Source organism: Ruegeria sp. YTSA064, assembly GCF_059610325.1.
The window spans coordinates 223,075-249,247 of record NZ_JBXWNK010000003.1 but is presented as its reverse complement, the minus strand read 5'-3'; the positions used below and the strand labels follow the sequence as shown (position 1 = coordinate 249,247).

General features: G+C 59.4%; 24 protein-coding genes and 1 riboswitch. Of the genes, 22 read left to right on the top strand and 2 right to left on the bottom strand.

Annotated elements, in window-relative coordinates:
- The first annotated feature begins 3 nt into the window (after positions 1 to 3).
- The 4 genes from AC2FI7_RS06040 to AC2FI7_RS06025 all read left to right on the top strand — a co-directional run bounded on the left by AC2FI7_RS06040 (position 4) and on the right by AC2FI7_RS06025 (position 1,815).
- The gene (locus AC2FI7_RS06040) at positions 4 to 201 is read left to right on the top strand and encodes a DUF2783 domain-containing protein (protein ID WP_010437558.1); all 198 of its coding nucleotides are present in this window, start codon (positions 4 to 6) and stop codon (positions 199 to 201) included.
- 5 nt (positions 202 to 206) lie between these two features.
- Entirely contained in the window at positions 207 to 749 is a 543-nt protein-coding gene (locus AC2FI7_RS06035) for a VOC family protein (RefSeq protein WP_010437557.1), read from the top strand.
- A 7-nt stretch (positions 750 to 756) separates the two neighbouring features.
- The gene (gene maiA, locus AC2FI7_RS06030; protein WP_010437555.1) at positions 757 to 1,395 is read left to right on the top strand and encodes a maleylacetoacetate isomerase; all 639 of its coding nucleotides are present in this window, start codon (positions 757 to 759) and stop codon (positions 1,393 to 1,395) included.
- An 87-nt stretch (positions 1,396 to 1,482) separates the two neighbouring features.
- Positions 1,483 to 1,815, top strand: coding sequence for a DOPA 4,5-dioxygenase family protein (locus AC2FI7_RS06025; RefSeq protein ID WP_010437553.1), 333 nt, complete (start codon positions 1,483 to 1,485; stop codon positions 1,813 to 1,815).
- Here AC2FI7_RS06025 and AC2FI7_RS06020 read toward each other — a convergent pair.
- The gene (locus AC2FI7_RS06020) at positions 1,812 to 3,440 is read right to left on the bottom strand and encodes an acyl-CoA synthetase (protein WP_010437551.1); all 1,629 of its coding nucleotides are present in this window, start codon (positions 3,438 to 3,440) and stop codon (positions 1,812 to 1,814) included. The genes AC2FI7_RS06025 and AC2FI7_RS06020 overlap by 4 nt on opposite strands.
- A gap of 221 nt (positions 3,441 to 3,661) precedes the next feature.
- On the opposite strand from AC2FI7_RS06020, the gene AC2FI7_RS06015 reads away from it, so the two are divergent.
- The 16 genes from AC2FI7_RS06015 to cobT all read left to right on the top strand — a co-directional run bounded on the left by AC2FI7_RS06015 (position 3,662) and on the right by cobT (position 22,805).
- Entirely contained in the window at positions 3,662 to 5,053 is a 1,392-nt protein-coding gene (locus AC2FI7_RS06015) for an aminotransferase family protein (protein WP_010437550.1), read from the top strand.
- 294 nt (positions 5,054 to 5,347) lie between these two features.
- A riboswitch (TPP riboswitch) is annotated at positions 5,348 to 5,468 on the top strand.
- 101 nt (positions 5,469 to 5,569) lie between these two features.
- A complete protein-coding gene (gene thiC / locus AC2FI7_RS06010; protein WP_496816023.1) occupies positions 5,570 to 7,369 on the top strand; it encodes a phosphomethylpyrimidine synthase ThiC in 1,800 nt (599 codons plus the stop codon).
- Complete coding sequence (locus AC2FI7_RS06005; protein ID WP_010437547.1) at positions 7,366 to 8,334, top strand: FAD-dependent oxidoreductase; 969 nt, start codon at positions 7,366 to 7,368, stop codon at positions 8,332 to 8,334. Before thiC ends, AC2FI7_RS06005 begins: the two co-directional genes overlap by 4 nt.
- Positions 8,303 to 8,500 carry a sulfur carrier protein ThiS gene (gene thiS / locus AC2FI7_RS06000; protein ID WP_319546417.1) on the top strand — a complete coding sequence of 66 codons (198 nt, stop codon included), beginning with the start codon at positions 8,303 to 8,305 and terminating at the stop codon, positions 8,498 to 8,500. Before AC2FI7_RS06005 ends, thiS begins: the two co-directional genes overlap by 32 nt.
- Before the next feature lies 1 nt (position 8,501).
- Complete coding sequence (locus AC2FI7_RS05995; protein WP_319546416.1) at positions 8,502 to 9,269, top strand: thiazole synthase; 768 nt, start codon at positions 8,502 to 8,504, stop codon at positions 9,267 to 9,269.
- On the top strand, positions 9,269 to 9,862 hold the full coding sequence (locus tag AC2FI7_RS05990; protein WP_010437544.1) for a thiamine phosphate synthase: 594 nt from the start codon (positions 9,269 to 9,271) through the stop codon (positions 9,860 to 9,862). Before AC2FI7_RS05995 ends, AC2FI7_RS05990 begins: the two co-directional genes overlap by 1 nt.
- Positions 9,859 to 10,824, top strand: coding sequence for a HesA/MoeB/ThiF family protein (locus tag AC2FI7_RS05985; protein WP_029621601.1), 966 nt, complete (start codon positions 9,859 to 9,861; stop codon positions 10,822 to 10,824). Before AC2FI7_RS05990 ends, AC2FI7_RS05985 begins: the two co-directional genes overlap by 4 nt.
- A complete protein-coding gene (gene thiD / locus AC2FI7_RS05980) occupies positions 10,821 to 11,552 on the top strand; it encodes a bifunctional hydroxymethylpyrimidine kinase/phosphomethylpyrimidine kinase (protein ID WP_010437541.1) in 732 nt (243 codons plus the stop codon). Before AC2FI7_RS05985 ends, thiD begins: the two co-directional genes overlap by 4 nt.
- Before the next feature lie 229 nt (positions 11,553 to 11,781).
- Positions 11,782 to 12,597, top strand: coding sequence for an ABC transporter substrate-binding protein (locus AC2FI7_RS05975; protein WP_480717317.1), 816 nt, complete (start codon positions 11,782 to 11,784; stop codon positions 12,595 to 12,597).
- 1 nt (position 12,598) lies between these two features.
- Positions 12,599 to 13,432 carry an amino acid ABC transporter permease gene (locus tag AC2FI7_RS05970; RefSeq protein ID WP_010437538.1) on the top strand — a complete coding sequence of 278 codons (834 nt, stop codon included), beginning with the start codon at positions 12,599 to 12,601 and terminating at the stop codon, positions 13,430 to 13,432.
- Positions 13,432 to 14,163, top strand: a complete 732-nt coding sequence (locus AC2FI7_RS05965; protein WP_010437537.1) for an amino acid ABC transporter ATP-binding protein — start codon at positions 13,432 to 13,434, stop codon at positions 14,161 to 14,163. Before AC2FI7_RS05970 ends, AC2FI7_RS05965 begins: the two co-directional genes overlap by 1 nt.
- A gap of 101 nt (positions 14,164 to 14,264) precedes the next feature.
- On the top strand, positions 14,265 to 15,740 hold the full coding sequence (locus tag AC2FI7_RS05960) for a Y-family DNA polymerase (protein ID WP_010437536.1): 1,476 nt from the start codon (positions 14,265 to 14,267) through the stop codon (positions 15,738 to 15,740).
- On the top strand, positions 15,737 to 19,084 hold the full coding sequence (locus AC2FI7_RS05955) for an error-prone DNA polymerase (RefSeq protein ID WP_010437535.1): 3,348 nt from the start codon (positions 15,737 to 15,739) through the stop codon (positions 19,082 to 19,084). Before AC2FI7_RS05960 ends, AC2FI7_RS05955 begins: the two co-directional genes overlap by 4 nt.
- Positions 19,085 to 19,229: 145 nt before the next feature.
- Positions 19,230 to 20,216 carry a cobaltochelatase subunit CobS gene (gene cobS, locus AC2FI7_RS05950; protein ID WP_010437533.1) on the top strand — a complete coding sequence of 329 codons (987 nt, stop codon included), beginning with the start codon at positions 19,230 to 19,232 and terminating at the stop codon, positions 20,214 to 20,216.
- Positions 20,217 to 20,229: 13 nt separating this feature from the next.
- Positions 20,230 to 20,931: an aspartate/glutamate racemase family protein gene (locus AC2FI7_RS05945; RefSeq protein ID WP_010437531.1), complete on the top strand. Its 702-nt coding sequence runs from the start codon at positions 20,230 to 20,232 to the stop codon at positions 20,929 to 20,931.
- On the top strand, positions 20,928 to 22,805 hold the full coding sequence (gene cobT, locus AC2FI7_RS05940; RefSeq protein WP_496816021.1) for a cobaltochelatase subunit CobT: 1,878 nt from the start codon (positions 20,928 to 20,930) through the stop codon (positions 22,803 to 22,805). The genes AC2FI7_RS05945 and cobT overlap by 4 nt, the downstream gene beginning before the upstream one ends.
- On the opposite strand, the gene AC2FI7_RS05935 is transcribed toward cobT, so the two are convergent.
- Positions 22,802 to 22,963: a hypothetical protein gene (locus tag AC2FI7_RS05935; protein ID WP_010437527.1), complete on the bottom strand. Its 162-nt coding sequence runs from the start codon at positions 22,961 to 22,963 to the stop codon at positions 22,802 to 22,804. The genes cobT and AC2FI7_RS05935 overlap by 4 nt on opposite strands.
- A gap of 139 nt (positions 22,964 to 23,102) precedes the next feature.
- On the opposite strand from AC2FI7_RS05935, the gene AC2FI7_RS05930 reads away from it, so the two are divergent.
- Together AC2FI7_RS05930 and AC2FI7_RS05925 are read left to right on the top strand one after the other, a co-directional pair.
- Complete coding sequence (locus AC2FI7_RS05930) at positions 23,103 to 24,275, top strand: alpha/beta hydrolase (RefSeq protein ID WP_496816020.1); 1,173 nt, start codon at positions 23,103 to 23,105, stop codon at positions 24,273 to 24,275.
- A 71-nt stretch (positions 24,276 to 24,346) separates the two neighbouring features.
- A complete protein-coding gene (locus AC2FI7_RS05925; protein ID WP_496816018.1) occupies positions 24,347 to 26,137 on the top strand; it encodes an aminopeptidase P family protein in 1,791 nt (596 codons plus the stop codon).
- Positions 26,138 to 26,173 lie beyond the last annotated feature (36 nt).

Sequence of the window (26,173 nt, the reverse complement as noted above, 5' to 3'; positions counted from 1 at the left end):
GACATGGCCGAACTGATCCTCTCACCCAACCTGACCCAGGCCGACGATTTCTATGCCGATCTGGTGGCGGCCCATGAAGGGCTTGAGAAATCCGAAAGCGATGCGTTCAACGCACGCCTCGTGCTGGTACTGGCGAACCACATTGGCGACAATGCAATCTTGAAGCAGGCGCTTGAGGCCGCAGCGCTAAAACAGGAGTAAGCCTCATGAAAATCGATCAAATTCACCACGTCGCCTATCGCTGCAAGGATGCGAAAGAGACGGTGGAATGGTACGGCAAGATGCTGAACATGGACTTCATTCTGGCGATTGCCGAAGACCATGTGCCCTCGACCCACGAGCCCGATCCTTACATGCACCTGTTTCTGGATGCTGGAAACGGCAACGTGCTGGCGTTTTTTGAACTGCCCACCAAGCCGGAGATGGGGCGCGATCCAAACACGCCAATTTGGGTGCAACACATCGCGTTCAAGGTGAAGGACCGCGATGAGCTGATCGCGTTCAAGGACCATCTCGAAGCCAACGGGGTCGAGGTTCTGGGTGTCACGGATCATTCGATCTTCCATTCGATCTATTTCTTCGATCCGAACGGTCACCGGGTGGAACTGGCTTGCCCCGACCCCGAGGAAGAGGCCATGCTAGCCCGGCTGGATTCGGTGAAGTGGGATATGCTCGAAGAATGGTCGCGCACCAAACGGGCTCCTCAGCATGCCGACTGGCTGCATGCCAAGGAACTAAGCAAAGGCTGACCATCATATGTCCGAAGTGGTTCTGTTTGACTACTGGCGCTCGTCCGCCAGTTACCGGGTGCGGATTGCGCTCAATTTAGCCGGGATCACCTATCGCCCGGTCATCGTTGATCTGGTGAACGGGGCGCATCGCGCCCCGGATCATTTGGAACGCAACCCGCAGGGTCTGGTCCCGGTGCTGGATATCGATGGGGTTCGATTAACCCAATCGCTGGCGATCATCGATTATCTGGATGAGACCCGCGATCTGGGCCTGCTGCCAACCGATCCGGCCAAGCGAGCAGCCGCGCGGGCATTGGCACACAGTATCGCGGTGGATATCCATCCGGTCTGCAACCTGTCGGTTGCCAAACATGCCACCGCGCTTAGCAATGGTGCAGGCGACATGCCCGGCGACTGGATGCGTCACTTCATCCGGCCGGGTCTGCTCGCGTTTGAATCGCTGCTAGGCGGCTTTGATCAAAGCCCGTTCTGTACCGGTGACACCCCCGGTCTGGCCGATATCTGCCTGATCCCGCAGCTTTATAACGCGCACCGCTGGGAGGTTGACCTTACGGATATGCCCCGCCTGCTGGCGGTCGAAGCTGTGTGCGCTGAGCATTCTGCCTTTGCCGCAGCCCATCCCGACCTTCACGCTCCGCTCTGATCCGGCGCACAGGGTCTGTGTGGCGATGCGGTTGCACAAGCGCTCGGGTCGCCATTAGGTTCTCCGCAACGACAGACGGAGACCCCCATGCCCGAGATCACCGGTTACCACGCCCATGTCTATTTCGATGCCGACACGCAGGACACTGCACAGCAGGTCTGTGAAGAGGCAGCGCGTCTGTTTCCCACCGTGCAGATGGGCCGCATGCATGCGCGTAACGTTGGCCCACACCCACGTTGGAGTTGCCAGCTGGGCTTTCCCTCTGAGGTCTTTGAGCAGGTCTTTCCCTGGCTGATCCTGAACCGGCAAGGGCTGACCATCTTTACGCATCCAGAAACCGGCGATCACTTGGCCGATCACCGGGATCGCGCGATCTGGATGGGCGAGATGCTGGCGCTTGACCTGTCGATCTTCGACTAACCCAGCTCACGCGCGCGATCGCGCAAGATGAACTTCTGTATCTTCCCTGTCGACGTTTTCGGCAGCGCCCCGAAGACAACCGTTTTGGGGGCTTTGAAATGGGCCATGTGATCCCGGCAGAAGGCGATAATCTCAGCTTCATTCGCCTCTGCCTGCGGCTTCAATTCAACAAAGGCACAGGGCGTTTCGCCCCATTTCTCATCCGGGCGGGCCACCACGGCTGCCTCCATCACGGCCGGATGTTTATAAAGCGTGTCTTCGACCTCAACCGACGAGATATTCTCACCGCCCGAGATGATGATGTCCTTGGATCGATCCTTCAGCGCGATATAGCCATCCGGATGCATCACCCCCAGATCGCCCGAGGCAAACCACCCGCCTTTGAAGGCTTTGTCCGTCGCCTCGGCGTTCTTGAGATAGCCCTTCATGACAATGTTGCCCTGCATGAATATCTCACCCATGGTTTCGCCGTCTGACGGAACAGGCTCCATCGTCTCGGGGTCGGCGACCATCAGGCCAGACAGCGCAACATATTTCACCCCCTGACGCACCTTCAGCGCGGCGCGGTCTTCCGCGCCCTTCTCGTTCCATTCGTCCTTCCATGCGCAGACGACAGATGGGCCATAAGTCTCGGTCAACCCATAGACATGGGTAACCTCGACCCCCATCCCTTCCATCGCTTCGATCACCTTGGCAGGTGGCGGCGCGCCAGCAGTCATCGCCTTGATCTGCTGCGTGAAATCCCTGAGATGATCGGGCGCGTTGGCCAGCATATTCAGCACAATCGGAGCACCGCAGAAATGGGTTACGCCCTCTTCCCGGAACGCGCGATAGATCGGCTCGTCCCGCACAGCACGCAGACAAACGGACGTGCCCGCGTTGGCCGCCATCGTCCAGGGAAAGCACCAGCCGTTGCAGTGGAACATCGGCAAGGTCCACAGATAAACCGAGTGCTGCGGCATCCCCCATGTCAGGATGTTCGAGGTCGCGTTCAGTGCCGCGCCCCGGTGGTGATAAACCACACCTTTGGGGTTGCCGGTGGTGCCCGAGGTATAGTTCAGCGTGATCGCATCCCATTCGTCTGCGGGCAAAGACCATTCGAACTCCGGATCACCCTCGGCCAGCAGACTCTCATAGGTCAGATCGCCCAGCCGCTCGCCACCGTCAAAGCTGTCATCTTCGATATCAATCACTAGCAGGTCATGATCCACCTGCTCCAGCGCCAGTTTCACGACGCCCGAGAATTCAGGATCAACCAGCAGAACCTTGGCTTCGGCATGGTTCAGAATGAAGGCGATGATCGGCGCATCCAGCCGTGTATTGATCGCATTCAGCACCGCGCCGGCCATGGGCACGCCAAAATGGGCCTCGTAAAGCTCGGGAATATTGGCCGCGATGATCGAGACTGTATCGCCCACGCCTACGCCACGCATAGTCAGCGCGCTGGCCAGACGTCGGCTCCGCGCATAGGTTTCTGCCCAGCTATACCGGCGTTCACCATACACAACGGATGGGTAATCCGGATACACTGCTGCCGTTCGCTCAAGATAGCTGAGCGGAGACAACGGCGTGAAATTCGCCGGGGTTTTATCCAGATGTTGCTGGTAGATAGGTGTGGCTGTCATCCGGCGATCCTCCCAAACTCGTCAGATTGTCGTATTGAGCACAAAGTTTACGTCATAACAAACCCGTATTAATACGCGTTTGAGCTACACTGGAGATATCCTATGGGCTAATCTGGCCCTACTTCACGCGCACCATTCGCGTTGATCTGCAGTATCACGTCACTTTGCGCCCGCTAGGAGTTACTGATTCCCCGCGCGCCTCACTTTTGAAAGGACATGTCATGGACGGCACGTTCAACGAAAACGATCTTTCCCGCGTCGTCGAAGCCGACCGCGCCCACATCTGGCATCACCTGATCCAGCACAAGCCGTTTGAGACCAATGACCCCCGTATCATTGTCGAAGGCAAAGGCATGCGCGTGTGGGACCAGAAGGGCAAAGAGCATCTGGATGCTGTCTCTGGCGGGGTCTGGACGGTGAATGTGGGCTATGGCCGCGAATCCATCTGTAAGGCGGTTTATGACCAGCTGATGAAGCTGTGCTACTTCGCCAATACCGCAGGTTCGATCCCCGGTTCGAATTTCGCGGAAATGCTGATCGACAAGATGCCGGGCATGAGCCGCGTGTACTACACCAACTCGGGCTCTGAGGCGAACGAGAAGGCGTTCAAAATGATCCGCCAGATCGCGCACAAGAAGTACGGCGGCAAGAAGACCAAAATCCTGTATCGCGACCGCGACTACCACGGCTCGACCCTGGCGACGATGTCGGCAGGCGGTCAAGACGAGCGCACCGCGCAATACGGCCCCTTTGCACCCGATTTTGTGCGCGTTCCGCATTGCATGGAATACCGCAAGCACGAGTTGGATGGCGCGCCGGAAGAGAACTTTGGTGAATGGGCTGCCAACCAGATCGAAGAGGTCATCCTGCGCGAAGGCCCCGACACCGTTGGCGCCCTGTGCCTTGAGCCGGTGACCGCAGGCGGTGGCGTTATCGAAGCGCCCGAAGGCTATTGGCCCCGCGTGCAGGAAATCTGCAAGAAATACGACGTGCTGCTGCACATTGACGAGGTTGTCTGCGGCGTTGGCCGGACCGGCACCTGGTTCGGATACCAGCAATACGGCATCAAGCCTGACTTCGTGACCATGGCCAAAGGCGTTGCCTCGGGCTATGCCGCGATTGCCTGCATGGTGACCACCGAGGAAGTCTTTGACATGTTCAAGGACGACGCGTCAGACCCGATGAGCTATTTCCGCGATATCTCGACCTTTGGCGGCTGCACCGCCGGTCCGGCAGCGGCGGTTGAGAACATGCGCATCATTCAGGATGAAAACCTGCTGCAGAACTGCGTCGACATGGGTGATCGCATGATGGGCAACCTGCAGGCGCTGATGGAAAAGCACAAGGTTATCGGCGACGTGCGTGGCAAAGGCTTGTTCCTGGGTGCCGAACTGGTCGCGGATCGCGGTTCCAAAGAGCCGGTGGACGAAAAGCAGGCACAGGCCGTCGTGGCTGACTGTATGGCGCAGGGCGTTATCATCGGTGTTACCAACCGTTCGATCCCCAGCCGCAACAACACGCTGTGCTTCTCGCCAGCGCTGATCGCAACAGCGGACGATATCGACCAGATCACCGACGCTGTAGACGGCGCGTTGGGGCGTGTCTTCGGCTGATCCTACAATACAGGCTATCCACTAGAGCACCGAAACCCGCCAAATTTTGGCGGGTTTCTTTTTCGGACATCTCCGTGGGTAAACGCCGTTCGGGTCGGTGTAGAGCATCGACACTATTCTCGATTTAGCCAATACGGTTTCCGGTAGTACTGATTGAGCGCTTCAATCCCAACTGAAACTGTCGTCAGACCAACCCGCCTGATTGCCCGCTATGCGGACAAAGTGTGCATTCACCGCGATTGCGCGAAAGGTTGTTTCTTGAGACTTTACAAACCGGCTGTTCCATCCTATCGCAAACCTACGCAGGGGAGTCCCGCCCAAGGGACTGAGAGGCTGATTGGGTGAGAACCCGGTGATGCGACCCTTTGAACCTGACCCAGTTGACACTGGCGTAGGAAGCTAAGGTCGCACAGCCCATTCTGGCTTGCGCAACCGGAACACAAGGCACGTTTTGCCTTTGCCTCCTCCCAAACTCTTCTGGTGTCTTTTTGAGACCTGAGCTTGAGGAGCGCCAAAGTGAACGTACCAAACCCAAATATTACCACCGATGAATTGCCGGCATCGCGCAAAATCTATGTCGCTGGCGAGTTGCATTCCGACATCCGCGTGCCTATGCGCGAAATTTCGACACATCCGACAGCCGGTGAAGCTCCGCTACCTGTCTATGACAGTTCAGGCCCTTACACCGATCCGAAAGTGCTGACGGACATTAGGCAGGGTCTGGCACCAGTGCGCGCCGAATGGATCAAGGCACGCGGTGATGTCGAAACCTATGAGGGACGCGAGATCACTGATGCCGATAACGGGTTTGTTCACGGGGACAAGCTGACACCTGAATTTCCAATCAAGCCACGACCGCTGCGTGGTAAGGATGGGTTGGCTCCAACACAGTTGGCCTACGCACGGGCCGGGATCGTCACCCCGGAAATGGAGTTTGCAGCGATCCGCGAAAACCAGCTGCGCGAAACGTCACCTTGCCATCGGGACGGGAACGACTTTGGGGCCAATATCCCCGACTATGTGACGCCGGAATTTGTCCGCTCTGAAATTGCCGCAGGGCGTGCGATCATCCCGGCCAACATCAACCACCCAGAAAGCGAACCGATGATCATCGGTCGAAACTTTCTGGTAAAGGTGAATGCCAATATGGGAACCTCCGCCGTGACCTCCAGCATGGAGGAAGAGGTCGACAAGATGATCTGGGCCATCCGTTGGGGTGCTGACACGGTTATGGATCTCTCAACCGGGCGCAACATCCATAACACCCGCGAATGGATCATTCGCAATTCCCCAGTGCCGATCGGGACTGTCCCGATGTATCAGGCGCTGGAAAAGGTGAACGGTATTGCCGAGGATCTGACCTGGGAAGTCTTTCGCGATACTCTGATCGAACAGGCCGAACAGGGCGTGGACTATTTCACCATCCACGCGGGTGTACGCCTGCATATGGTGCCCATGACGGTCAACCGTGTGACTGGCATTGTCTCGCGCGGCGGCTCGATCATGGCCAAGTGGTGCCTGCATCACCACAAGGAGTCGTTTCTTTATGAACACTTCGAAGAGATTTGCGACATCTGCCGTCGTTATGATGTGGCCTTCAGCTTGGGTGACGGGTTGCGCCCTGGTTCAATCGCCGACGCCAATGATGAGGCGCAATTTGCTGAGCTAGCGACCTTGGGTGAGCTGACGAAAATCGCCTGGGCCAAAGACTGCCAGGTGATGATCGAAGGGCCGGGCCATGTGGCCATGCACAAGATCAAGGAAAACATGGATAAGCAGTTGGAATGCTGCCACGAAGCGCCTTTCTATACGCTTGGGCCGCTTACCACCGATATCGCGCCGGGTTATGATCACATCACGAGCGGTATTGGCGCAGCGATGATCGGTTGGTTCGGTTGCGCCATGCTTTGCTACGTCACGCCCAAAGAGCATCTGGGCCTACCAGACCGCGATGACGTCAAAACTGGAGTGATCACATACAAAATTGCCGCGCATGCTGCCGATCTGGCCAAAGGGCTGCCTGGCGCACAGCGACGCGATGATGCGCTAAGCCGGGCGCGGTTCGAATTCCGCTGGGAGGACCAGTTCAACCTGTCGCTTGATCCTGACACTGCACGCGATTTTCATGACCAGACCTTGCCCAAACAGGCCCATAAAGTAGCGCATTTCTGCTCCATGTGCGGGCCAAAATTCTGCTCGATGCGGATTTCCCATGACATCCGTGCCGAAGCGCAGAAAGAGGGGATGGAGGCCATGGCTGCTAAATACCGCGAGGGGGGCGATCTTTATATGCCCGTCGAGGAATCGAGCGAATGATTACCATCGCGGGGGCCGGTCTCGCCGGCCTCACCTCAGCCTTGGAGCTTGCGCGGGCGGGGGTCCGGGTACGCGTGTACGAAGCCGGCACCGAGATCGGAGATGGGAGCGTTTCTCGGTTCGCCGGTGGCATGTTGGCTCCGTGGTGCGAACGTGAAAATGCCGAGGAAGAAGTAATCACTCTTGGTGAGGGGGCGGCTGAATGGTGGGCGGACATCACAGCCGTCACCCGTCTTGGTACGTTGGTGGTCGCCCCGGCCCGCGACAGGGCAGAGTTGACGCGCTTTGCCCGGCGCACCTTCGGGTATCGTGAGATGGACGTCGCTGACATCAGCGCCTTGGAACCGTCTTTAGCAGGCCGGTTTTCGCGCGGGTTGTTTTATGAATTCGAGGCCCACCTCGATCCGCAACGCGCACTGCGGGACCTGGCCAAGGCAGCGCAGGCTCTGGGTGTTGAGATCCTTCTTGGAACCAAAGCACAGGGGCATGTCGATCTGGATTGCACAGGTATTCAAGCCGCTCTGACCAATCTGCGCCCTGTGCGCGGTGAGATGGCGATACTGCATTGCCCGGAGGTCACGATCAGCCGAACCATCCGCCTATTGCATCCGCGCATTCCGCTCTACCTCGTCCCGCGTAGAGACAACCACTATATGATCGGCGGCACAATGATCGAAAGCTCGTCCGAGCGTCCGGTAACCCTGCGTTCGCTTTCCGAACTACTTGCTGCGGCATTTGCCATCCACCCTGGTTTCGCCGAAGCCAGCGTCATAGAGACCGGTAGCGGGTTACGCCCGGCCTTTCCCGACAACCTTCCTCGCCTTGTTCAGCGTGGCGACACTCTGCATCTGAACGGTCTTTATCGTCACGGCTTCCTTCTGGCCCCGGCAATGGCGGCCAGGGTGGTCCAACATCTCATTCCGGAGACGAAACATGCACATCACAGTGAATGCCAAAGCGCATGAAGTATCTGCCGAAACGCTTGACGCGGCGCTTGTCGAGCTTGGCTTTATCAGTCCCGCCATCGCAACGGCGCTAAATGGCCAGTTTGTGCCGGCGTCTGCGCGCAGCGCAAAGGTGTTGAACATAGGCGACCGGCTGGAAGTTCTGGCCCCGATGCAAGGGGGCTGACATGAAAATCTACGATGTCGATATTTCGGTGCCTATGTTTCTAGGCACAGCGCAATACCCGTCACCCGCGATTCTGCACCAAGCGATCCGCGCCAGCGGTTGCGAGGTGGTCACTGTAAGCCTGCGTCGCGAAACAGCGGATGGGACAGGCGCAGGGTTCTGGGACATGCTACGCGCAACGGGCGCCCACATCCTGCCCAACACTGCAGGGTGCCATTCGGTGCAAGAGGCTGTGACCACAGCACAAATGGCTCGTGAGCTTTTTGCAACCGATTGGATCAAGCTGGAGGTGATTGGCCACGCGGATAACCTTCAGCCGGATGTCTTCGCCTTGGTTGAAGCCGCGCGTATTCTGACGGCCGATGGTTTCAAAGTTTTCCCATACATGACGGATGACCTGATTGTGGGTGAGAAGCTGCTGGAAGCGGGATGCCAAGTCCTGATGCCTTGGGGAGCGCCCATCGGTTCAGGCCAAGGGTTGCGCACGCCTGATGCTTTGCGGACGATGCGTACGCATTTTCCGGGTGTTCCTCTGATCGTCGATGCCGGAATCGGACGGCCGTCTGATGCGGTACAGGCCATGGAATTGGGTATGGATGCGATCCTGCTCAATACCGCGGTGGCCAAGGCGGGCGATCCCGTCGGCATGGCACGAGCCATGGCCCTGGCGGTCGAGGCCGGGCGTGCGGGTTTTATCTCTGATCCAATTGATCGGAGAGATGTGGCGGTGCCTTCCACTCCCGTACTCGGCCTCGCGGAGTTGATGTGATGGAACGGTTCTATCTGATCACCGGCCATGTGGGGCGGTTGGAACTGTTGGTGCCTCAGGGTGTGAAGCTTGTGCAATTGCGTATCAAGGATATGCCAGAGCCCGAAGTTCGTCGTCAGATCGCCCGAGCCCGCGACATCTGCGCTGTCCATCGAGCCCAACTTGTGGTGAATGACTACTGGCAGGTGGCGTTGGATCTCAATTGTAACTTTGTCCATCTAGGGCAGGAGGATATGGACACTGCCGATTTTGCAGCCCTTCGTCGTGCGGGCGTGCGTATTGGCCTCTCAACTCATGACGAAGCCGAACTTGACCGTGCCTTATCCTCTGATCCGGCCTATGTGGCGCTTGGCCCGGTCTATTCGACCCTACTGAAAAAAATGAAATGGAAGCCGCAGGGATTGGACCGTGTGACCCGATGGAAAACAAGGGCCGGAACCGTCCCGTTAGTCGCAATTGGCGGTCTGACCCCAGAGCGTGCGCCCGGTGTTTTTGCCGCCGGTGCGGATAGTGCCGCCGTGGTGACAGACATTCAACAGTCCGCCGACCCCGAATCCCGCACGCGCGAATGGTTGCGGGTGTGCAACACATGAGCAGGTATGCCCGCCAGATGCAGTTGCCTGAAATCGGCGAGGCCGGTCAGTCCAGATTGGGCAAAGCCCATGTCGCGGTCGTCGGGGCCGGCGGGTTAGGCTGCCCTGTCCTGCAATACCTGGTGGGCGCAGGCATTGGGAATATCTCGATCTTTGATCCGGATGAGGTCGAGGAAAGCAACCTGCACCGCCAACCTCTTTATGGCATGCCGGATATCGGCAAGCCTAAAGCACTTGCCGCGCGCGATGCTCTGCGCGCGCTCAATCCACAGGTGGAAGTTTCAGCAAATGTAGAGTCGATCGGCCCAACTAGAGCACCAGAGATCGCAGCCAAGGCGGATCTGGTGATCGACGCGGCGGACAGTTTCGCGGCCTCATATATCTTGTCAGATGCCTGTCTGGCTGAAGATTCGCCGCTCGTCTCAGCAAGCGTTCTGGGGCAAACCGGATATATCGGCGGGTTTTGCGGGGGCGCACCGTCTCTACGTGCCGTGTTCCCTGAATTGCCCGCAACCGGAGCGACTTGCGCAACTGCAGGTGTGCTGGGGCCCGTGGTAGGCGTCATCGGCGCATTGCAGGCACAGATCGCGATCAAAGTCCTTTTGGGTGCACAGCCAGCATTAGGGCAGATGATAACAGCAGATCTTTCTGGAATGCATTTTGGCGGGTTCAGCTTTCTGGGCAACCCAGAACCCGAAACCGCAATCCCTTTCATCGCAGAAACGATGTTGCAATGCTCTGACCTGATCATTGAACTGAGGAGCCATCACGAAGCACCTAAGAAAATCCGCCCAGAAGCTGAGCGCATTTCCGAAGCCGAGTTGCGCGATCAGTTTCTGTTTTCAAGGCAAAGGGTAGTCTTGTGCTGCCTAAGCGGATTACGAGCTTGGCGGGCGGCAAAGGGCTTGCAGGCGCAGGGTGAAACCAACCTCGCTTTGTTGGCTGCGAGGGCCTGTAAATGAAGCCGATCATGATAATCGGCGGAACCGACAGTAGCGGGGGCGCAGGCCTGATCCGAGATGCCTGGGTGGCCCAAAAACTTGGATGTCAGGTCCTTCCCATTGTCACGGCGGTGACCGCTCAATCAGATGATATGGTATTCAATACCCAACTCATATCGACGGAAATGCTCGCCAGCCAGATCAAAGCCGCATTGGCCACAACCGCTCCTGCTGCCATCAAAATCGGCATGCTTGGTAATGAAGAAATTGCTAATGCGGTTGGCAACGCCATCCATAGGCAATCGTGCCCCATTGTCCTGGACCCGGTGCTAAAAGCCAGCTCGGGACGTCAACTCATGTCAGGGCAGTTTCCCAGAACGTTGCTGTCGCAGGCCCAGCTAGTCACCCCGAACCTACTCGAAGCGGCAGCACTTTCAGGATATCCTGTGGCGGAGACCGACGACCAGATCGCGGCGCAGGCAGATTGGTTTTTGTCCCAAGGAGCGCAGGCCGTGTTGATCAAGGGAGGCCATGCATCGGGTGAAACCTCCGACGATCATCTGTACACACTTACAGAGCAGAATATACTGACGGCACCGAGGCTAGAAGTAGCAACGATGCGCGGCACAGGCTGCGCAATGGCCACGGCGATCGCGTGCGGCCTGATCCAGTGGAACGATCTTATTTTAGCATGCAAGAGGGCAAAATCTTTCGTCCATAACTACCTCCGCGAGGCAATCAACATCTGATATCGTCGATACCGGTTTTGCCAAAACTGACATTCGGCGTCGACACTGCACCAGTCACTTTGGAGCTCATTCCCGAATTTTGTTGCTGCTATTTAGGCGGGCTTTCGATCATCTGAAATAAGATAGAAATCGAATCCAGTCGAAGCCCAATAGCTACGCATCTGCTGGACAGGCCCGACCGGCAGAACTACCGTAGCGGCAAAATGATCCAACAGGAGGATTCACTCGGATGTCCAAGACACTCACGATCGCGGCAAGTACGGTTCTGTTTCTCTCGACGGCAGCATATGCGCAGGACCAATGCGCCGCTGGCAAGACACTGACAGACGGCAAATTCACCATCGCAACAGGTAACCCTGCCTATTACCCTTGGGTACTTGATGACGCGCCCGAAAGCGGCGAAGGGTTCGAGGCCGCAGTGGCCTATGCGGTCGCCGAAGAGATGGGGTTCGCGGCTGATGATGTCGTCTGGGTCCGATCTTCATTCGACGAGGCGATCCAACCCGGCGCCAAGGAATTTGACGTCAATATGCAGCAATACTCGATCACGCCTGAGCGCGATCAGGTGGTTGATTTCTCTACCCCCTACTACACCGCTCCGATGGCGGTTCTGGTGAGCCCTAACTCAACCGAGACAGCCCCAACGCTTGAAGCGTTGAAAGGCCTGCAATGGGGGGCCGTTGGCTCGACCACTGCGGTGCCGAAACTGGCCAGCATCATCCAACCCGACAGCGATCCGCTGCTTTATGGCGACAATGCGGACGTCAACGCCGCCATGTCGGCCAACCAGATCGATGCGGCCCTATTCGATCTGCCCACTGCCCTGTTCCTGAGCGCGGTGATGATCGAAGGCTCAAAAGTCATCGGCCAGTTCCCGGCGGATGAAAATGACAATCCCGATCATTTCGGCATGCTGATGGAAGAAGGCAATCCGCTGAAGGCATGCGTGGACGAGGCGCTGGCAGCGCTGATGGCGAACGGCAAATTGGCCGACATCGAGGCCAAATGGCTGCAGGACACCACCGGTGTCCCTCTGATCAAGTAACATGGCAGATCACAAGGCGGCGGGGATGACCCGCCGCGAACGGTACGAGGCGCACCAACGACGACGCTCGTTGGTGATCGCCACAATAAGCACGGTCACTGTTGTGGCCGCGATTTACTTTCTGGTGCCGCTCGCTCCGGGTTGGTCGAAGGTTCAGCAGAGCTTTTTCAACGGCGAGACACTAGTCAAAACCTTCCCGAAATTGCTTGAGGCGTTTCGGATCAACGTGATGATCTTTTTATGGTCCGCACCGGCGATCGCCGTGCTTGGCCTGTTGATTGCCTTGGCGCGGGATGCCAAATCACCTGCCCTGTTTCCGCTGCGCATCTTTGGCGCGGCGTTCACCGACATTTTTCGCGGCGTGCCAGTGATCCTGACGGTCTATCTGATCGGCTTCGGTATTCCGGGGCTGGGCCTGCCGCGTCCATGGAATTCGCCTTACATCTGGGGTTCTCTGGCGCTGATCCTGACCTATTCGGCCTATGTGGCCGAGATCTTCCGTTCCGGTATCGACAGCGTTCACCACAGCCAGCGCGCCGCCGCCCTGTCGCTGGGTCTGTCGGAACGGCAGGTGATGCGCGACGTGGTGTTGCCGCAGGCCATCCGCAACGTGGTGCCATCACAGATGAACATGCTGATTGCACTGCAAAAGGACGTCTCGCTGCTCAGCTTCATCGGTCCGGTCGAAATCTTCCGTCAGGCCGGGGTGTTCAAATCACTGCTGGCGAATTTCACCCCTTATGTGGGGGCCGCGATTATCTTCCTGATCGTCACCATTCCGGCCACCCGCTATGCCGATCACCTGATGGCCCGCCAAATGCGAGAGAGGCGCTGATGCCCAAATTGGAACTTCAGGGCGTAGTGAAACGCTTTGGCGACCGCACGGTCTGTGACGGGATCAACCTGACCGTTGATGAGGGCCAAATGGTCTGCCTGATCGGCGCATCCGGGTCGGGCAAGTCCACCCTGCTGCGCTGCATCAACCTGCTGGAACCCATCGAAGACGGTGCGATCTTTCTGGATGGCGAGGATATCTCGATCCCCGGTCTCAACCCGCAATCGGTTCGCGCCCGCATCGGGATCGTTTTTCAAAGCTTCAACCTGTTTCCGCATATGACCGCGCTTGAGAATGTCATGCTCGCCCCCCGCCGGGTGCGTGGGCTGACCCGCGCCGAACTGCAGCCCGAGGTCGAGGCGCTGTTCGCCCGGTTCGGACTGGCCGACCGGATGCATAATTATCCCGACCAGTTGTCGGGCGGTCAGCAGCAACGCGTCGCCATCGTGCGCGCCTTGGCCATGCAGCCCGAGGTCATGCTGTTTGATGAAATCACCTCGGCCCTCGATCCCCAACTGGTGGGCGAGGTGCTGGATGTTCTGCTGATGCTCAAGAAACAGGGCATGACGATGGTGATGGCCACGCATGAAATGGGCTTTGCCCGCGAGGCCGCCGACAAGATCTGTTTCCTCGACAGCGGACGGATCATTGAAGAAGGCCCGCCCGAGGCGGTGTTTGACCACCCTTCGCACCAGACCACGCAGGCCTTTCTGGCGCGGGCGTTGAAGTAAGCGCCCGGGCTCTGAATCCCTGACGATCTGACCCTCAAGGACTCGACTCTTTGAGGGTCAAGAACATATAAGAACAAATATAGAACATTTGGGGGTTTTATATGTTCGGCGGGATGCAGCGCCGCATCGTTTCACTCTGGTTTCCCCGGCTGGCAAGCGACCGGGCTTTGCGCCTGCGCCCGGTCGATGGGCCGTTTGTTCTGACGCTGAAACAGAATAATGCAAACCGAGTGTATTGCCTGAACACGCAGGCCCAGCGGCAAGGCCTGCATTGCGGTATGCCCTATTCCGATGCCCGCGCCTTTTGCCCCGATTTGCAAAGCCATCCTGCCGACCCGCAAGGAGATCAGCGGTTTCTGCACGCCCTGCGCCGCTGGGCCACACGCTATTGCCCCTGGGTCGGGCTCGAGGGTGAGGATGGGCTGGTTCTGGACATCACCGGATCGGCTCATCTGGCTGGCGGGGAAGAGATGATGCTGACCGATATGCGCAGGCGTCTGGCCCGCGCCGGGCTGGCGGTGCAGATCGGTCTGGCCCCGACACGCGGCGCGGCCTGGGCCCTGGCGCATTATGGCGAAGGGGTTGCGACCCAGGATACGCTGAAGGCCATCCGCGCCCTACCGGTGGCGGCGCTGCGGCTGGATGAGGATACCTCGGTCGCGCTGCAACGGCTGGGCCTGCGTCGGATTAGTGAGCTGGCACAAACCCCGCGCGCGCCATTGACGCGCCGGTTTGGCCCCGAGGTTCTGATGCGGCTGGATCAGGCCTTGGGGGATCAGCCCGAACAGATCACCCCGCTGGCCGACCCGCCCCATTACGGCGTGCGCATGACCCTGCCCGAGCCCATTGGGCTACTGTCCGATATGATGGCCGGGGCCGAACGGCTGCTGGAACGGCTCTGCGACAAGCTGAAAGCGCAGGAGATGGGCGCGCGCAAGCTATGCATCACCTTGCGCCGGGTGGATCAGGATCACCAGCAGGTCGAACTGCGGCTGGCCCGCCCTCTGCGTGATCCATATCGCATCCTGCCCCTGTTCGAGCGTGGATTGACCGAGGTGGATGCAGGCTTTGGCGTCGATCAGCTGCGGCTGGAGGCCACGCTGGTGGAACCCCTGCCGGTGCGCCAGATCAGCCGCGCCGCAAGCCGGGGCAAAGACCAACTGGATGACCTGATCACCCGCATCGGTACCCGGATCGGGTTGGATCAGATCCACCGCTTGCTGCCCGCGCAAAGCCATATCCCCGAACGCAGCTTCATCATCTCGCCCGCCGCCTATTCCGATCCTGCAGGCGGTTGGGTCGCCCTGCGCCCCCGCCCCCTGCAACTGTTTCCGCCGGAACCTATCGCCGGATCAGGCCCGCACCCGCCGCGCCGCTTTCGCTGGCGACGCATGTCGCTGACCACAGGCCGCTCAACCGGCCCCGAACGCATCTGCCCCGAATGGTGGCTGGAAGATGAGAACTGGCGCACGGGTTTGCGCGATTACTGGCAGGTTGAAACCCGGCAGGGGCGACGGTTGTGGCTGTATTACACGCCGCAAAATCCGGGATGGTTCGTGCATGGGGAATTCGCATGACCAAACCGAACCCGCCCAGCTCACACGCGCAGGAACCCGGCTATGCCGAGCTGGGCGTAACCACCAATTTCACCTTCCTGACCGGAGCCTCACACCCAGAAGAGCTGGTGACCCGCGCGGCAGAGCTGGGCCTGAAGGCCATCGCGATCACCGACCGGAACTCTCTGGCCGGGGTGGTCCGGGGCTGGAGCACATTGAAAGAGCTGCGGCGCGAGGCGGAAGGCGCGGTTCAAATCCGCTCGCAACACCGGCTCGATTCCTCATCCCGGCAAGAGGTCGGGCATGTGCAGCCGATCGACAAACCGGACGTACCCGCCCTGCCCAAGCTGATCGTCGGCTGCCGTCTGGTTCTGCGCGACAGCGCGGTGCACTGGCTGGCCCTGCCCCGCGACCGCGCCGCCTATCAGCGACTGACCCGCCTGCTGACGCGGGGCAAACGACGGGCCGAGAAAGGCGACTGCCATCTGGACCTGAAAGACATGCTGGCGTCCTGTCAGGGGATGATCCTGATCGCACTGCCTCAGGCAGGGTTGAAACAGGCCATCCCCGACATTCAGACCGTCCGGCGGCAATTCCCCAATGCGGTCTTTCTGGGCGCTGTGCCGCGCTATGACGGCAGTGACCGGGCTTATCTAGCGGCCTGTGCGCAGGCGGCGCTGCGGGCCTCGGCCCCCATGGTGGCGGTAGGCGATGTGCTGATGCACCGTGGCAACCGCCGCCAACTGGCCGATGTGCTGACCTGCATGCGCGAACACATCACCATTGACCAGATCGGCACCCGCGCCCTGCCCAATGCCGAGCGGCGGCTGAAAGGCTATGCGGATATGGCCCGGCTGTTTCAGGATCACCCCGGCGCGCTGCGCCGCACGTTGGAAATCGCCGACCGCTGCAGCTTTGACCTGAGCGAGCTGTCTTACGAATACCCAGACGAGATCGCCAGCACCGAGACCCCGCTGGCGCGACTGGAACGTCTGGCGCGCGAGGGGTTGAAACGGCGCTATCCCGATGGCCCGACCGAGAAGGCCATCAGTCTGATGAAAAAGGAACTGGCCCTGGTCGCCGATCTGGATTTCCCGGCCTATTTCCTGACCGTGCATGACATTGTGCAATTCGCCCGCTCGCAGGGCATTCTGTGCCAGGGGCGCGGATCTGCCGCCAATTCGATCCTGTGTTATCTGCTGGGCATCACCGATGTCAGCCCCGACATGATCGCCATGGTGTTCGAGCGTTTTGTCTCGAAGTACCGGGGTGAGCCGCCGGATATCGATGTGGATTTCGAACACGAGCGGCGCGAAGAGGTGATCCAGTGGATTTACGAGAAATATGGCCGCCACCGCGCGGGCCTCTGTGCCACGGTCATCCATTTCCGATCCCGCGCGGCAATCCGCGAGGTGGGCAAGGTGATGGGCCTGTCTCAGGACGTCACCGCAGGTCTGTCCGGCCAGATCTGGGGGATGAGCAATGGCGGCGTTGACGCCGAGAGGCTGCAGGAACTCGGCCTCGACCTCAAAGACCGGCGCCTGATGCAGACGGTTCGACTGATTGGCGAGATCATCGGCTTCCCCCGCCATCTGTCGCAGCATGTAGGCGGGTTTGTCATCACCAAAGGGCGGCTGGATGAGCTGTGCCCGATTGAAAACGCCGCGATGGAAGATCGCACCGTGATCGAGTGGGACAAGGACGACATCGATGCGCTTGGCATTCTGAAGGTGGATATATTGGGGCTGGGGATGCTCAGCTGTATCCGCAAGGCGTTTGACCTGATGCAGCAACACAACAGCGAAACCCTCAGCATCGCCACCGTCCCGCAAGAGGACACGGCGACCTATGACATGCTGTGCGCCGCCGATGCGGTGGGCGTGTTTCAGGTCGAAAGCCGGGCACAGATGAATTTCCTGCCCCGGATGAGGCCGCGTGAGTTCTACGATCTGGTGATCGAGGTCGCCATCGTCCGCCCCGGCCCCATTCAGGGCGATATGGTGCAGCCCTATATCCGGCGGCGCAACGGGCTGGAAAAGTCCGAACCCTTCGGCCCCGCTTTGGAAGAGGTGACACGGCGCACGCTGGGCGTGCCGCTGTTTCAGGAACAGGCCCTGCAAATCGCCGTGGTTGGTGCAGGGTTTTCGGCGGAAGAGGCCGACCACCTGCGCCGCTCGCTGGCCTCGTTCCGGCGCATGGGGACCATTGGCACTTATCGCGACAAGTTCATCGCGGGGATGCTGAACAATGGCTATACGCCCGAGGTCGCCGACCGCTGCTTTGGCCAGATCGAAGGCTTTGCCGATTACGGCTTTCCCGAAAGCCATGCGGCGGCTTTTGCGATGCTCGCCTATGTCTCGGCCTGGATGAAATGCCACCACCCGGCGATCTTTGCCTGCGCGCTGTTGAATTCGCAACCCATGGGGTTTTACGCCCCGGCCCAGATCGCGCGGGACGCGCGCGAGCATGGGGTCGAGATCCGCCCGGTCTGCGTTAACACCTCGACCTGGGACAATCTGCTGGAACGCCGCGCCGACGGGGCGCTGGCCCTGCGGCTGGGTTTTCGCCAGATCAAAGGGTTCAAGCAGGAGGATGCGGATTGGATCGTGGCCGCGCGGGGTAATGGGTATCCGGACCCCGAAACGCTGTGGCTGCGCGCAGGACTGCGCCCGGATGTACTGACCCGTCTGGCCGAGGCGGATGCGTTTTCCGGTATGGATCTGACCCGGCGCGACGCCCTGTGGCATGTCAAAGCCATCCGCAGCCGAACCGCCCTGCCACTGTTCAATGACCCGATCGATGGGGAAAGCATTAACGAACCACAGGTGAACCTGCCGGTGATGCATCTGGGCGAGGAAGTGGTCGAAGACTACGTCTCGACCCGCCTGACCCTACGTTCACACCCGATGGAGCTGTTGCGCCCGTCCATCCCCGGCCTTGTGCCCCATGCCACGCTGCAGGACATCCCGCTGGGCCGCTACAGCGTGTGCGGGCTGGTGATCACACGCCAACGGCCGGGAACCGCCTCGGGCGTGATCTTTCTAACGCTCGAGGATGAAACCGGGGTCAGCAATGTGGTTGTCTGGCCTAAGGTCTATGAACGGTTTCGCCGCATCGTGATGGGCGGGCGGTTGTTGCAGGTCCGCGGGTATCTGCAGCGCGAGGGGATCGTCGTGCACCTGATCGCGCAGGAGATCACTGATATGTCGCACAAACTGTCCGAGCTTGGGCACCCGCTGGATGAGGCCATCGGCATCACCCAACCGCAAGCTGATGACACCCCGCGTCCCCGACAGAACGGCCCAAGCGCCCGTCATCCGCGCGAACAGGCCAAGCGGCTGTTCCCGAGCCGGGATTTTCACTAGAACCCGCGCCATCATAAGGCCAGTTTCAAAGAAACATCCGGCTAGCGTGATCCGGTCACCTCTTTCCCTTGCCCTTGCCCGCAATATGTTGCACCACACACGGGTTCAAACCCGGTGAACGGGCCAAAGGATAAGGACAAGGCGCATGGCTGACGGATCGATCGACATCAACGCAAAACCCACCGAGGACATTTCGGTTCGCGAGGTGTTTGGCATTGACAGCGATATGGCAGTCAAAGGCTTTGCCGAGCGCAGCGACCGCGTGCCGGTCATCGACCCGACCTACAAGTTCGACCCCGAAACCACATTGGCGATTCTTGCCGGCTTTACCCATAACCGCCGGGTGATGATTCAGGGCTATCACGGCACTGGGAAATCGACCCATATCGAACAGGTCGCTGCCCGTCTGAACTGGCCCGCCGTGCGTGTGAACCTCGACAGCCACATCAGCCGGATCGACCTGATCGGTAAGGATGCGATCAAGCTGCGCGACGGCAAGCAGGTCACCGAGTTCCACGAAGGCATCCTGCCCTGGGCCCTGCGTAACCCCGTTGCCATCGTGTTCGACGAATACGACGCGGGCCGTGCGGATGTGATGTTCGTAATCCAGCGCGTGCTGGAGCATGACGGCAAGCTGACCTTGCTGGACCAGAATGAAATCATCACGCCGAACCCGAACTTCCGCCTGTTTGCGACTGCAAACACCGTGGGTCTGGGCGACACCACCGGCCTCTATCATGGCACGCAACAGATCAACCAGGCGCAGATGGACCGCTGGTCGCTGGTTTCGACACTGAACTACCTCAGCCACGATGCCGAGACGATGATCGTGCTGTCCAAAGCCCCCCATTACAACACTGCCGAAGGCCGCAAGACCGTCAGCCAGATGGTCACCGTTGCCGACCTGACCCGGACCGCCTTCATGAACGGCGACCTGTCCACCGTCATGAGCCCCCGGACCGTGATCAACTGGGCCCAAAACGCCGAGATTTTCCGCAACATCGGCTATGCCTTCCGCCTGTCCTTCCTGAACAAATGCGACGAACTGGAACGCCAGACCGTAGCTGAGTTCTATCAGCGTTGTTTTGATGAGGAACTGCCGGAAAGCGCGGCGAGCGCCAGCCTGGGGTGACAGGGGGACCGCCATGCATATCGGATTGATTGGCGGGATCGGTGTTGCTGCAACGGTGGTTTATTATCAGCGGCTGAGTGCGGCGATGGCGGCGCGTGGAAAGCTGATGGAACTGACCATCGTGCATGCGGATGTGCAGGAATTGATCCGCAACAATCTGGCGGACAAACGGGATGCACAAGCGCAGGTCTACGCAGGGCTCATTGATCGCCTGAAGGCGGCAGGCGTGGATTGTGTGGCAATCACGTCGCTGGGTGGGCATTTCTGCTATGATGAAACCGTGCCGTTGTCTCCGCTGCCGCTTATTTCGGCCGTAAAGCCTCTGGATGCGTATTTCGCCTCGCAGAGGTTTGGCACTGTCGGGTTGCTTGGAACGCGTGTTGTGATGCAGACCAAACTTTATGGTCAGCTTGGGCAAACCCGGGCGGTTGCTTTGGAAGATGAGATCGAAATGCTGGGACAAACTTACCAGGATATGGCCGTTGCCGGGGTTTGCTCCGATCAGGATCGCGCACTGTTTCTGGACGCGGGTCGCCGTATGGTGGATGATTTGAATGCTGATGCCGTCGTTTTGGCTGGGACCGACCTGAACCTTGCCTTTGACGGGCGAGATCCCGGATATAAGGTTGTTGATGCGCTGGACGTGCATGTGGATATGCTGGCGCGTCTGGCAAGTGATGAAATGACGCTTGAAGAAGCAGGGGCGGACAGATGAGTAAACCAAACGACAACCCTGCTGATCCTTTTAAAAAGGCGCTGGCCGAAGCCACCAAGGTCATGGCCGATGACCCTGAGCTTTCGGTAAGCTATACGGTCGACCCCTCAGGTCTGTCGGGCGAGTCCATGCGGCTGCCGCAGGTCTCACGCCGGATGACGCGCGAAGAGGTGTTGTTGGCGCGCGGCACGGCAGATGCTCTGGCCCTGCAGCGCAAGTACCATGACGACGCGACGCACGCGCGCTATGCGCCTCCAGGAGATATGGCGCGGGATCTTTATGAGGCGATGGAAACGGCCCGCTGCGAGGCGATGGGCGCACGGGACATGCCCGGAACCGCGTCAAATATCGACGTCAAGATCGGGCATGAGGCGATCCGGCGTGGCTATGACCAATGCAAGCAGCCTGCGGATGCGCCTTTGGCTGTGGCGGCGGGCTATCTGATCCGACATCTGGCGACGGGGCGCGACATGCCGCCTGCGGCTGAGAATGTCATGAACCTGTGGCGCGGATTTATCGAGGAACAGGCCGGCGGCGTGCTGGAAAACCTTGATGAGGCGCTCTCGGATCAGGCCGAATTTGCCAAGTTTGCCCGCCAGATGATCATGGATCTGGGCTATGGCGACCAGCTGGGCGAGGACCCTGATGAGCTGGACGACGAGCAGGAAGATCAGGCCGAAGAAGAGGCCGAAGAACAGCCCGATCCCGATAGCACCGGTCAGGATGATCAGGACGAACAGGACGCCGACGCGACGCCTGAGCAAACTCAGGAAGAGCAGCAGGACCAATCTCAGGCTCAGGTCTCAATGGACGAGATGGCCGAGGATGAGATGGGCGATGAGGCGGAAATGCCCGAGGGTGAAGCTCCGCTGGAACCTCCGGCCCCGCCGCCCGCGTCCGAGGCCGATCCTGACTACAAGGTCTATCTGAACACCCATGATGAAGAAATCGCGGCTGAAGATTTGGCGGAACCCGCCGAACTGGAACGGTTGCGCGCCTATCTGGACCAGCAACTGGAACCGCTGAAGGGCGCGGTGAGCCGTCTGGCCAACAAGTTGCAGCGTCGCTTGCAAGCACAGCAGAACCGGTCCTGGGAGTTCGACCGCGAGGAAGGCATTCTGGATGCCGGACGTCTGGCGCGTGTCGTGGCCAACCCGACCACGCCGCTAAGCTTCAAGGTCGAAAAAGACACCGAATTCCGCGACACGGTGGTGACGCTGTTGCTGGACAATTCCGGCTCGATGCGCGGGCGTCCGATTTCAATTGCCGCCATCTGCGCTGATGTTCTGGCGCGGACGCTGGAGCGTTGCAACGTGAAGGTCGAGATTCTGGGCTTTACCACCCGCGCGTGGAAAGGTGGTCAGGCGCGTGAGGCATGGCTGAACGATGGCCGCCCGCAGCAACCGGGGCGACTGAATGACCTGCGCCACATCATCTACAAGGGTGCCGATGCCCCGTGGCGGCGCGCGCGACCCAATTTGGGTCTGATGATGAAAGAGGGATTGCTGAAAGAAAACATCGACGGTGAGGCGCTGGAATGGGCGCATCGCCGGATGTTGGCCCGACGCGAGGCGCGCAAGATTTTGATGGTGATTTCGGACGGCGCTCCGGTCGATGATTCAACACTCAGCGTGAATCCGGCGAACTATCTGGAAAAGCACCTGCGCGACGTGATCGCCATGGTCGAAAAACGCAAGATGGTAGAATTGTTGGCTATCGGGATCGGTCACGACGTAACCCGGTATTACGACCGCGCGGTGACGATCACCGATGTGGAGCAACTGGCCGGGGCAATGACCGAGCAATTGGCGGCGCTGTTCGACAGCGATCCGAGGGCGCGGGCGCGGGTCATGGGGATGAAGCGGGCCAGCTAAGCCCGCCCGCCCTGCGCCGTCAAACGAAGCACCAGAATTACCAGCCAATTGGGCATGGTTATCGCCCTGCCCAAGGGTTCAGCGCGCGGGCGGGGTAGGCTTGGCCGGTGGCGGGCAGCCAGGTGGCGCAACAACGCGGTGTCAAAGGGAAGCATCATCTTGATCTCCTGTCTGTTGCTTCCAATGTGGTCACTATGCCGCGCGCCTGCTTGAAGGCGATCCTGAGAAACCCCCGAGAATTCCTTGGGATAATCATCGAAACTTGAGGCCTGCGCCGAAACAGAGTGTATTCAGCCCATGCGATATGAGTTTGCAGACTGTGTTCTTGATGTGGACCGCCACGTTTTGCTGCGGGGCGGCGAGACCGTACCGGTAGAACCGCAGGTCTTTGATCTGCTGGAATTGCTGGCTGAAAGCCCCGGTAAACTGGTTGTCCGAGAGGAGATCATCGATCGGGTCTGGAACGGCCGGTTTGTCTCGGATTCAACGATCAGTGCACGCATTGCAGCGGCCCGTCGGGCTGTTGGTGATGATGGCAAGTCACAACGGATCATTCGAACAATCGTCCGACGCGGATTGCAGATGACGGCCGAGGTCAAAAGCGACGCTGGTTCAAACTCGGACGAGAACAGCCGGACCCAGAAACTGCGTTATGCCCAAGGCAGCGATGGCCGGCCAATCCCCTATTCGCTATCGGGCAGTGGTAACCCCGTTCTTCGCATCGGCTCGGTCATTCATGATCTGGAAGCCGAATGGCGCTTGTCTTCTGAACGCACCCGGTTGATGGATATGGCCGAGCAATTCCGCCTGCTGCGCTACAACAAGGATCACGGAGTAAGCTCCAACTCGGACCATCAAGCCGTTTTTGACCTCAGGATCCAGGAAATTCTGGCCGTGACCAATGCCGCCGGGTTCGAGCGTTTCTCGATCATCGGCGAGTTTGGGGGAACCTTCCCAGCCCTGCATTTCGCAGCGCGGCATCCGGATCGAGTTGATAAGCTGGTGATCGCTGGCGGCTGGGCCGAAGGGCGAGACCACCGGGGTGATACGAAACAACCCGATTCGATCCGAACACTCATTGCAGAAGGTTGGCAAACACCGGGCGGCGGATACGCGATGGGCTCAACGCTCAGCTACTTTCCCGATGGTCCACTCGATGATGTCCGGTACATGGTGCAAGAGATGCAGGCGCTTTATTCGCGTGAGCAAAAGCTTTTGTATCGAGACATCGGAAACAGCACCTCCGCCCTGCATTTGCTATCCGAAATCACTTGCCCAACCCTGATCCTGCACGGACGCCACACCGAAGTTCACCCTCTGACCGAGGCACGAAAACTGGCTGCAGGCATTCCAAATGCCTCGCTTGTTATCCTTGAAACCGCCAATCAAATTCCGCTGCCCGGAAACCCCGCCTACGAGATCTACATGCAAAGCCTCATCGAATTTCTTGGAGCGCCCTCGGACAGCTGAACTGGCGCTGGACATTCTTTGGCGCAGCCCTCAGGTTTCACCGCATCCAAATCCACCCGAAGAGGCCGCCCATGTTCCAGAGTTTCGAAGTGACCGCACGCCCCGAGCAAGGCCCACCACGACTGGCCGCATTGCGGGATGAGCTGGCACGCGAAGGCCTGCAGGGTTTCCTGATCCCGCGCGCGGATGCGCATCAGGGGGAATATGTGGCCCCACGAGATGAAAGGCTGGCCTGGCTTACCGGCTTCACGGGGTCTGCGGGCTTTTGCGCGGCACTCACGGATATTGCGGGGGTCTTCATTGATGGACGCTATCGCACGCAGGTGAAGGCGCAGGTCGCTGAAGACTACACGCCGGTGCCGTGGCCCGATGTCAGCCTGAGCACGTGGTTGAAAGAACAGCTATCAAATGGTGGCAAGGTGGGATTTGATCCGTGGCTCCACGCGGCAGGGCAGATTACTGCTGCGCAGAAAGACCTTGAAGGCAGCGGGATCGAACTGGTGCGTTGTGATAACCTTGTTGATCGGATTTGGGCGGATCAACCCGACCCTCCGATGAATCCGGTCAGAGTGCATCCGATTGAATTTGCCGGCGAAAGCGCCGAGAGCAAGATCCATCACCTCGCCGATGAGCTAAAAACAGCGGATCGCACGGCTGCAGTGATCACTCTGCCGGATTCGATCATGTGGCTGCTGAACATTCGCGGCTCGGACATCGCATACAACCCCGTGGCCCATGGCTTTGCCATCCTGCACGCCGATGGTCGCGTCGATCTGTTCATGGCCGCTGCCAAGCTGACCGGGCTTGAGGACCATTTGGGCGACAAGGTTACCCAGCACGAGCCCGACACATTCCTGACTGCAGTCGAGGCGCTAGAAGGCAAGGTGCAGGTTGATCCAAATACGGTTCCGCAATTCGTGGCGGATACGTTGGGGGACCGTTTGGTAGACGGCGGCGATCCCTGCGCCTTGCCCAAAGCCCGCAAGAATCCGGCCGAAATCGCTGGCACCGCCGAGGCGCATCTGCGCGATGCTGCAGCGGTGGTGGAACTGCTATGCTGGCTGGATGGACAGACCCCGGGCAGCCTGACCGAGACTCAGGTGGTGACGCGGCTGGAAGAAAGCCGCCGCCGAGACAACGCCCTGCAGGATATCTCGTTCGACACCATCGCGGGCACCGGCCCGAACGGGGCCATCATGCATTACCGCGTGACCGAGGAAACTGACAGCACGCTGGAAAACGGTCACCTGCTGGTGCTGGATAGCGGCGGGCAATATCTGGACGGCACCACCGACATCACCCGCACGATAGCGGTCGGCGATGTTGGGGATGAGGAAAAGGCCTGCTTCACCCGCGTTCTCAAAGGCATGATCGCCATGTCGATGCTGCGCTGGCCTGTTGGTCTGGCCGGGCGTGATATCGAGTGCGTCGCACGGCTGCCTCTGTGGCTGGCCGGGCAGGATTTCAATCACGGGGTTGGACACGGGGTCGGCACCTATCTCAGCGTACACGAGGGCCCTCAACGCCTGTCACGGGTCAGCCACGTCCCACTTGAGCCGGGAATGATCCTGTCGAACGAGCCGGGATATTACCGCGAGGGCGCCTTTGGCATTCGTCTGGAAAACCTTGTCGTCGTGGAGGATGCCCCCGCCCTGCCCGGTGGCGATGACGAACGGGCCATGCTGAACTGGCGGACGCTGACATTTGTACCGATCGACCGGCGTCTGATCCTGGTCGACATGCTGACACGCGAGGAACGCGCCTGGCTGAACGCCTATCACGGCGAAGTCGTAGAAAAAGTCCGGCCAAGGCTGGGCGACGCCGCTCAACTGTGGTTGGATGCCGCAACTGCGCCGGTTTGACACCAGCATGTTACATAGATTGGGCAGAGGAGAAGC

What these genes read in the sequence shown, in the direction of transcription:
- AC2FI7_RS05930 (WP_496816020.1), top strand. Translation starts at nt 23,103, where the DNA reads ATGCGATATGAGTTTGCAGACTGTGTTCTTGATGTGGACCGCCACGTT.
- AC2FI7_RS05955 (WP_010437535.1), top strand. Translation starts at nt 15,737, where the DNA reads ATGACCAAACCGAACCCGCCCAGCTCACACGCGCAGGAACCCGGCTAT.
- AC2FI7_RS05965 (WP_010437537.1), top strand. Translation starts at nt 13,432, where the DNA reads ATGCCCAAATTGGAACTTCAGGGCGTAGTGAAACGCTTTGGCGACCGC.
- AC2FI7_RS06035 (WP_010437557.1), top strand. Translation starts at nt 207, where the DNA reads ATGAAAATCGATCAAATTCACCACGTCGCCTATCGCTGCAAGGATGCG.
- AC2FI7_RS05970 (WP_010437538.1), top strand. Translation starts at nt 12,599, where the DNA reads ATGGCAGATCACAAGGCGGCGGGGATGACCCGCCGCGAACGGTACGAG.
- AC2FI7_RS05975 (WP_480717317.1), top strand. Translation starts at nt 11,782, where the DNA reads ATGTCCAAGACACTCACGATCGCGGCAAGTACGGTTCTGTTTCTCTCG.
- AC2FI7_RS05960 (WP_010437536.1), top strand. Translation starts at nt 14,265, where the DNA reads ATGTTCGGCGGGATGCAGCGCCGCATCGTTTCACTCTGGTTTCCCCGG.
- AC2FI7_RS05985 (WP_029621601.1), top strand. Translation starts at nt 9,859, where the DNA reads ATGAGCAGGTATGCCCGCCAGATGCAGTTGCCTGAAATCGGCGAGGCC.
- AC2FI7_RS06020 (WP_010437551.1), bottom strand. Translation starts at nt 3,440, where the DNA reads ATGACAGCCACACCTATCTACCAGCAACATCTGGATAAAACCCCGGCG.
- cobS (WP_010437533.1), top strand. Translation starts at nt 19,230, where the DNA reads ATGGCTGACGGATCGATCGACATCAACGCAAAACCCACCGAGGACATT.
- AC2FI7_RS06040 (WP_010437558.1), top strand. Translation starts at nt 4, where the DNA reads ATGGCCGAACTGATCCTCTCACCCAACCTGACCCAGGCCGACGATTTC.
- AC2FI7_RS06025 (WP_010437553.1), top strand. Translation starts at nt 1,483, where the DNA reads ATGCCCGAGATCACCGGTTACCACGCCCATGTCTATTTCGATGCCGAC.
- maiA (WP_010437555.1), top strand. Translation starts at nt 757, where the DNA reads ATGTCCGAAGTGGTTCTGTTTGACTACTGGCGCTCGTCCGCCAGTTAC.
- AC2FI7_RS05925 (WP_496816018.1), top strand. Translation starts at nt 24,347, where the DNA reads ATGTTCCAGAGTTTCGAAGTGACCGCACGCCCCGAGCAAGGCCCACCA.
- cobT (WP_496816021.1), top strand. Translation starts at nt 20,928, where the DNA reads ATGAGTAAACCAAACGACAACCCTGCTGATCCTTTTAAAAAGGCGCTG.
- AC2FI7_RS05995 (WP_319546416.1), top strand. Translation starts at nt 8,502, where the DNA reads ATGAAAATCTACGATGTCGATATTTCGGTGCCTATGTTTCTAGGCACA.
- AC2FI7_RS05990 (WP_010437544.1), top strand. Translation starts at nt 9,269, where the DNA reads ATGGAACGGTTCTATCTGATCACCGGCCATGTGGGGCGGTTGGAACTG.
- AC2FI7_RS06015 (WP_010437550.1), top strand. Translation starts at nt 3,662, where the DNA reads ATGGACGGCACGTTCAACGAAAACGATCTTTCCCGCGTCGTCGAAGCC.
- AC2FI7_RS05945 (WP_010437531.1), top strand. Translation starts at nt 20,230, where the DNA reads ATGCATATCGGATTGATTGGCGGGATCGGTGTTGCTGCAACGGTGGTT.
- AC2FI7_RS06005 (WP_010437547.1), top strand. Translation starts at nt 7,366, where the DNA reads ATGATTACCATCGCGGGGGCCGGTCTCGCCGGCCTCACCTCAGCCTTG.
- thiD (WP_010437541.1), top strand. Translation starts at nt 10,821, where the DNA reads ATGAAGCCGATCATGATAATCGGCGGAACCGACAGTAGCGGGGGCGCA.
- AC2FI7_RS05935 (WP_010437527.1), bottom strand. Translation starts at nt 22,963, where the DNA reads ATGATGCTTCCCTTTGACACCGCGTTGTTGCGCCACCTGGCTGCCCGC.
- thiS (WP_319546417.1), top strand. Translation starts at nt 8,303, where the DNA reads ATGCACATCACAGTGAATGCCAAAGCGCATGAAGTATCTGCCGAAACG.